Origin of the sequence: Ruminococcus sp. YRD2003, assembly GCA_900109435.1 — a bacterium.
Taxonomy (GTDB): domain Bacteria; phylum Bacillota; class Clostridia; order Oscillospirales; family Ruminococcaceae; genus Ruminococcus; species Ruminococcus flavefaciens_G.
Genome location: FNZT01000003.1, coordinates 604,700 through 610,748 on the forward strand (window position 1 = coordinate 604,700; position 6,049 = coordinate 610,748).

Consider the following 6,049-nt stretch of genomic DNA (forward strand, 5'->3'; position numbering starts at 1 on the left):
AAGGAGAACGGCAGGAATGATCGTACTGAAAATTCTGCTGTGGATACTTCTTGCCGTCTTGGGCATTATCATACTGATATTGTGCCTGCCGATAAGGGGAGCGGTCAGCTACATTGAGGGCAAGCTCACCTACAGCGCGCACTACTCGGTGATACTGCTGTATAATTCGGAGAAGAAGGGACTCGTCCCGCTGATACTCAAATGGAAAAAGAAGCGCGACGAGAAGAAAAAAGCCAAGGAGGAAGCGGCAGCTCCCACAAGTGCCGCGGAGTCCCACGAGGAGCCGCCCGCAGATACGGTGAGCGAGCCTCCCGCGGATAGTCCCCCTCCCCCCGAGGAGAAGCCCCCGCAGACAGCCGAAGAGGTCAAGCCCGAGGCTGAGGAAGCTCCGCCGCCTGCGGACGACAGCTTCGACGACATCGACGAGCCGTTCGAGGAGGAGAGCTCCAAGAAAAAGAAGAAGAAAAAGGAAAAGCCGCCGAAAACGCTTATCGAGAAGATAGACTTCGTGCTCGACATCGTCCGCGCGGCAGACCGTCCGATACTTCGCATATTCAAGGGCGTAAAGCTCCACGGACTGTACATCGACTTCGTCATAGCCAACGAGGACGCATATAAGTGCGCGCTCAACTACGGCAGGATAAGCGGCGCGCTGTACAACGTGCTCGCATGGCTGAGCGTGCTGTTCAGCGTCAAGCTGAAGACAATTGATATAACCCCCGGATTCGCGGTCGACAAACCGCGCTGGGACGCGGCGGGAAAGATAAAGTTCCGCCCCATAACCGCTGTTGTTGCAGGAGTTGGGCTCCTGCTGACATATCTGTTCAAATTCCTTATACCGGGAATATTGCAGGACAGAAAGCTCAGGAAACAAGCCGCAAGGCAGAAATGAGGAATAAACTATGGATAACAAAAAGACACCCGTACACGAAATACTCGGCATCTCTATCGACAAGATAAGGGAAATGGCTGACGTCAACGCTATCATCGGCGAGCCTATGGCACTCGCGGACGGCACAACGATCATACCCGTTTCAAAGATATCCTACGGCTTCGCATCGGGCGGCTCCGACCTGCCCTCCAAGTACGACAAGGACCTCTTCGGCGGCGGAGCGGGCGCAGGCGTGAGCATCAAGCCCGAGGGCTTCCTCGTTATATCACCGAACGGCGAAGCAAAGATGATCGGCATGGAAACAACGAATGACCCCATTTCCAGCGCGATCAACTCCGTTCCTTCGCTCATAGAGAAGGTGCAGGACTTTCTCGCAAAGAGAAAAGGCAGCTCCGAGGAAGACGGAGATATCGTGATAAACGACTGATTCATAGAGCTGCCCTTTTCCGCATATAATTCAGCAGTTATTTTACTGCGGAGGTATGCGTATGAAAAGGTTAGTACCTGCTTTTACTGCGGTCCTGCTGACAGTGGGACTGCATTTTCCTGTAGCGCACGCGGAGGAAGCTCCGGAAGTCTCGGCAAAGGCGGCAGTAGTCGTCTCTGCGGACACTGGCGAGGTCGTATACTCACACAACAGTGGCGAGAAGCTCCCCATGGCGAGCACTACAAAGATAATGTCCGCACTGCTCTGCATAGAGAGCGGCGGTCTCAACGAACCGTTTGTCGTGGACAGTGAAGCTATACACGTCGAGGGCTCATCCATGGGCTTGCAGGAGGGCGACATCGTCACGAAGTACGCGCTCTGCTGCGGAATGCTGCTTCCGTCGGGGAACGACGCCGCAAATGCAGCAGCAGTACGCATCGCGGGCAGCAATGAGAAGTTCGCGGAACTGATGAACGCCCGCGCGCAGGAACTCGGTCTGACCAGGACTTATTTCGTCACACCTTCGGGGCTCGAAGGCGAAGGACACGGCTCGTCCGCCTATGATATGGCGCTGCTTGCTTCTGCCGCACTGAGGAACCCTGTTTTTCGTGATATATGCTCATCTGACAGCATAAAGCTCGAATTCGGCAACCCGCCCTACACGCGCTGGCTGAGGAATACGAACAAGCTGCTGTCGATGTACAGCGGCACATACGGCGTAAAGACCGGCTTCACCGACGAAGCGGGACGCTGTCTTGTGTCGGCGTGCGAGCGCGGAGGCAGGAACCTTGTCTGTGTCACGCTCAACGACCGTAATGACTGGAACGACCACATGGCTATGTACGACTATGCCTTCGGACAGGTACATACTGCCGAGCCCGAACTGCCGCAGGATATCACGCTCGCTCTCGCAGGGGGCGAAAACGAAAGCATACACGTCCGTGCCGAAGCTCCGCCCGAGCCTGTGACGGTACTCGCCGCGGACAAGGACGAACTGACATATACCGTCATTTCGCCGCCGTTCATATACGCTCCCATCAAGGCGGGCGACGAGCTCGGCGAACTCAGCATCAGCTATGACGGACATGAGATAAGGCGCATACCTCTGTGTGCCTCCGAGGACGCAGAGTACAGGTCCGCGCCTGCAAAAAAGAAGAAGAAAACGCTATTTTTCGGAAGGTGAAGGATAAAACGTGGAAAAGATAAGGATTCAGAAAATGATAGCCGACAGCGGATACTGCTCACGCCGCAAGGCTGAGGAACTCATTTCGCGCGGGAAGGTAAGACTCAACGGTCATCCCGTCAAGCTCGGCGACAAGTGCGGCTGCAAGGACATCATCACCATAGACGGAGAGCGCATCTATATGCCCCGCAAGAAGAATCTGGTCTACATAATGATGAACAAGCCGCGCGGCTACGTCACGACCGTATCCGACGAGCTCGACCGCCGCTGTGTAATGGACCTGCTTGACGGCGTCGAGGAGCGTGTCTACCCAATAGGGCGGCTCGACCGCAACTCCGAGGGCCTGCTCCTCTTCACCAATGACGGCGACTTTGCAAACAGCATAATGCACCCGAGCCGTCACGTCTCCAAGACATACAGAGTCACGGTTCACCCCGATATCAGCGACGACCAGCTCGTACAGCTCTCCGAGGGCGTGGACATCGACGGCAGGAAGACGCTCCCCGCATCGGTCATAGTAAAGGAAAAGGAACAGGGCAGAGTCGTCCTGCTCATCACTATAAAAGAAGGAAGAAACCGTCAGATACGCAAGATGTGCGAAGCTGTAGGGCTTGAGGTCGCAAGACTGCGCAGAATAAGCATAGGACCCGTGAAGCTCGGTATGCTCAAGCCTGGTACATGGCGCGAGCTTACAGCCGAGGAGCTCCGCGCACTGAGGACTGCCATAGGCAAGGTGAACTGATATGCTCGAGATACAGGAAAGATTTGATACCGCGGGCTATGAGCACATAATCGCCGCGGCAGGAATAAACAATGTCCACATCACGGAAGCGCTCGACGGAAACAGAGCTGTCGGCTACATCGCCTACGCCTACGAAGCAGAGCGCACTGTCGTGTACGACTTCGACGACGGCGGAGACCTGATGCTGTGCGACGGACTTGTTCGCTCGGTCATGCTCAAAAGCGCCATGAAAGGCATAGAGACCATGACATTCGAGCCCTCCGAAAAAGACAAGCTCGCAAGCCTCGTGAAACTTCACTTTCTCGCAGAGGGAAGCAATGTCTGCGAGAATGTGGACGGTTTCCTGAATGCCTGCGAGCACTGCAAAAAGTAATACTGACAAAAGAAAGGAGCGTCGGGAATGCCGATACGCATATCATCGGAACTACCTGCGTTCAAAACGCTTGGAGAAGAAAACATATTCGTAATGTCGAAGGAGCGTGCCGAGCATCAGGACATACGTCCGCTCAAGGTCATCATCCTCAACATAATGCCAAAGAAAATAGAAACTGAGTGTCAGCTTCTGCGTCTGCTCAGCAACACGCCGCTTCAGGTAGACATAGACCTCCTGCAAATGGCGTCGCACGTGTCGCGCAACACCTCGCACCACCACCTCGAAGCCTTCTACAAGACCTTCAGCGAGATAAAGAACGACCGCTACGACGGCATGATAGTCACGGGAGCTCCCGTTGAGCTTCTCGAATACGAGCAGGTCGATTACTGGGACGAGATAACCACCATTTTCGAGTGGTCAAAGACACACGTATTCTCAACGCTGTATATCTGCTGGGCAGCTCAGGCGGGACTTTACTACCACTTCGGCGTACCTAAGTACGCGCTGGAGCAGAAAATGTTCGGCATATTCCCCCATAGGGTAGAGATAGAGAACCGCCAGCTCCTGCGCGGCTTTGACGATATATTCTACGTCCCCCACAGCCGCAATACAGAGGTGCGCCGCGAGGACATCGAAAAGGTCGAGCAGCTCGAGATACTGACCTCGTCGGAGATTTCGGGCGTACACATCGTTGCCAACAAAAACGGCAGACAGTATTTCATCACGGGACACTCGGAGTACGACCGTGACACCATTGCCGCCGAATATTTCCGCGATAAAGAAAAGGGGCTGGATATACAGCTCCCGTACAATTACTTCCCGAATGACGACCCGACTCAGACTCCCCTCTTCTCATGGAGATGCACAGCGAATCTGATGTTCTCGAACTGGCTCAACTACTGCGTATACCAGAAAACGCCATACAATCTCGACGAGCTCGAGATACGCAGCTGGACATGGGAAACAAACTTCTGATATAATCCTCCCCGAAAGGACGTGAAACAGTATGTTCGGAGACAGACAAATGATAGACGAATCATCATACGATATGATAGACGAAATGGACTATGATGTCGTAGATGATATAAGGGACGAAAAGCGCAGCGGCACTCACGCAGGGCATCTCTGCGACGAGGGACAGTTCCACGAATATGTGGACAGACAGGCTTCTGCCGCTTATAATACTACTCCGCGGACAAGCCCCTACCCTCAGCCCCCGAGACAGCCTGCTGCAAAGAGCACAGCTCCGTACCCGAAGCCGCATATGCAGCAGTACACTCCGCAGGCAGCCCCACGTCAGGAGCGCCCCGTGCAGACGACCGTTGTCAACGGCAGGACATACGACCGCCCCGCCGAAACTCCGAAGATGTCTCCCGCACAGCAGAAGGCAACAAAGTGGTTTACCGCATTCATCATCATCGGTTTAGCGTCAAGCTGCCTCGGTTCATTCCTGATGCTCCCGATATGCATAGTGCTTGCACTCATGATAATGGGCTCGGTAAAGAAATGTGAGGGCGACGACACAGCTCCCGTGAACAGAATGGCAGCGGCGGCGATATGCATCGCTGTATTCGCGTTCATCGCGATAATCGCGGGCAAGACAGCATTTACGATGTTCAGTGAACTCTTCAATGAAACATCAGACTTAGGAGGATATTGATATGTACCCACAGCAACCGCAGCCGAGCGGCAGCAATTACTACAGAATGCCTGAAAAGCAGCCTAAAAGGCTTGCTTTCGCACTATGCTCCTTCATATTCAGCCTCCTGCCGATACTGCTCTGCTGCTTTAACGTATATCCTGCGGTGACCGTATTCCTGCTGCTTGTATCGGTGCTCGCGCTTGTGCTTGGCATCATCTCCCTCGCCTCACACAGGGACGGCAAGGGCTTCGCGATAGCGGGTATCATAGTCTCCGCACTGATGATAGTCTCCCTCCTCTTCTCACTGATATTCCTCAGCGAACCGCTCAAAGACATGATGAAGTTCTCCGAGAACGCACAGGAGTACATCGACGACTATGAAGAAACAGGAGAAGTCCCCGAAGAATTCGAGAAGTACGGTGCATCAAAGTACGACTGGGTATGGCACTCAATGGGTATGAACAGCTTCAGCGACTTCTACGGACAGTTCATCGGACAGTACAAAGAGCAGAACGCATGGATGCTTGCTCCCTCCGAGAGCGGAAGCAGCAACTCGGTGACCACGGACAGCAGCGATAAACGCAGTGAAGAGACGACCACACGTCCCGCCAACTACGGTGAAGACCCGATAACGATATAACAGCAAAACTCCCGCTTTTAAGGGCTGTACCCATACAGAAGCAATACGGGACATATATCGGGGGAAACCTTTCTGAAGAAAGGTTCTCCCCCGAACCCCTTTCCAAAGACTTTTAGTCCAAATTTTGCCCCTATGGGGTACTCTCCTGAT

General features: G+C 53.9%; 8 protein-coding genes. All 8 read left to right on the forward strand.

The features are described from left to right. The first annotated feature begins 16 nt into the window (after positions 1-16). The 8 genes from BMX22_RS02750 to BMX22_RS02785 all read left to right on the forward strand — a co-directional run bounded on the left by BMX22_RS02750 (position 17) and on the right by BMX22_RS02785 (position 5,899). The gene (locus BMX22_RS02750; protein ID WP_074740428.1) at positions 17-892 is read left to right on the forward strand and encodes a hypothetical protein; all 876 of its coding nucleotides are present in this window, start codon (positions 17-19) and stop codon (positions 890-892) included. A gap of 10 nt (positions 893-902) precedes the next feature. After that, positions 903-1,319, forward strand: coding sequence for a GerW family sporulation protein (locus BMX22_RS02755; RefSeq protein WP_074740430.1), 417 nt, complete (start codon positions 903-905; stop codon positions 1,317-1,319). A gap of 61 nt (positions 1,320-1,380) precedes the next feature. After that, on the forward strand, positions 1,381-2,502 hold the full coding sequence (locus tag BMX22_RS02760; protein WP_081349031.1) for a D-alanyl-D-alanine carboxypeptidase family protein: 1,122 nt from the start codon (positions 1,381-1,383) through the stop codon (positions 2,500-2,502). Positions 2,503-2,512: 10 nt separating this feature from the next. Next, positions 2,513-3,244, forward strand: coding sequence for a pseudouridine synthase (locus BMX22_RS02765; RefSeq protein WP_074740434.1), 732 nt, complete (start codon positions 2,513-2,515; stop codon positions 3,242-3,244). Between the two features lies 1 nt (position 3,245). Beyond that, positions 3,246-3,617 carry a hypothetical protein gene (locus tag BMX22_RS02770; RefSeq protein WP_074740436.1) on the forward strand — a complete coding sequence of 124 codons (372 nt, stop codon included), beginning with the start codon at positions 3,246-3,248 and terminating at the stop codon, positions 3,615-3,617. A 27-nt stretch (positions 3,618-3,644) separates the two neighbouring features. After that, positions 3,645-4,592: a homoserine O-acetyltransferase MetA gene (metA, locus tag BMX22_RS02775; protein ID WP_074740438.1), complete on the forward strand. Its 948-nt coding sequence runs from the start codon at positions 3,645-3,647 to the stop codon at positions 4,590-4,592. Positions 4,593-4,641: 49 nt separating this feature from the next. Beyond that, positions 4,642-5,277, forward strand: coding sequence for a hypothetical protein (locus tag BMX22_RS02780; RefSeq protein ID WP_074740440.1), 636 nt, complete (start codon positions 4,642-4,644; stop codon positions 5,275-5,277). Between the two features lies 1 nt (position 5,278). Next, positions 5,279-5,899: a DUF4190 domain-containing protein gene (locus tag BMX22_RS02785; protein WP_074740442.1), complete on the forward strand. Its 621-nt coding sequence runs from the start codon at positions 5,279-5,281 to the stop codon at positions 5,897-5,899. Positions 5,900-6,049: the final 150 nt, after the last annotated feature.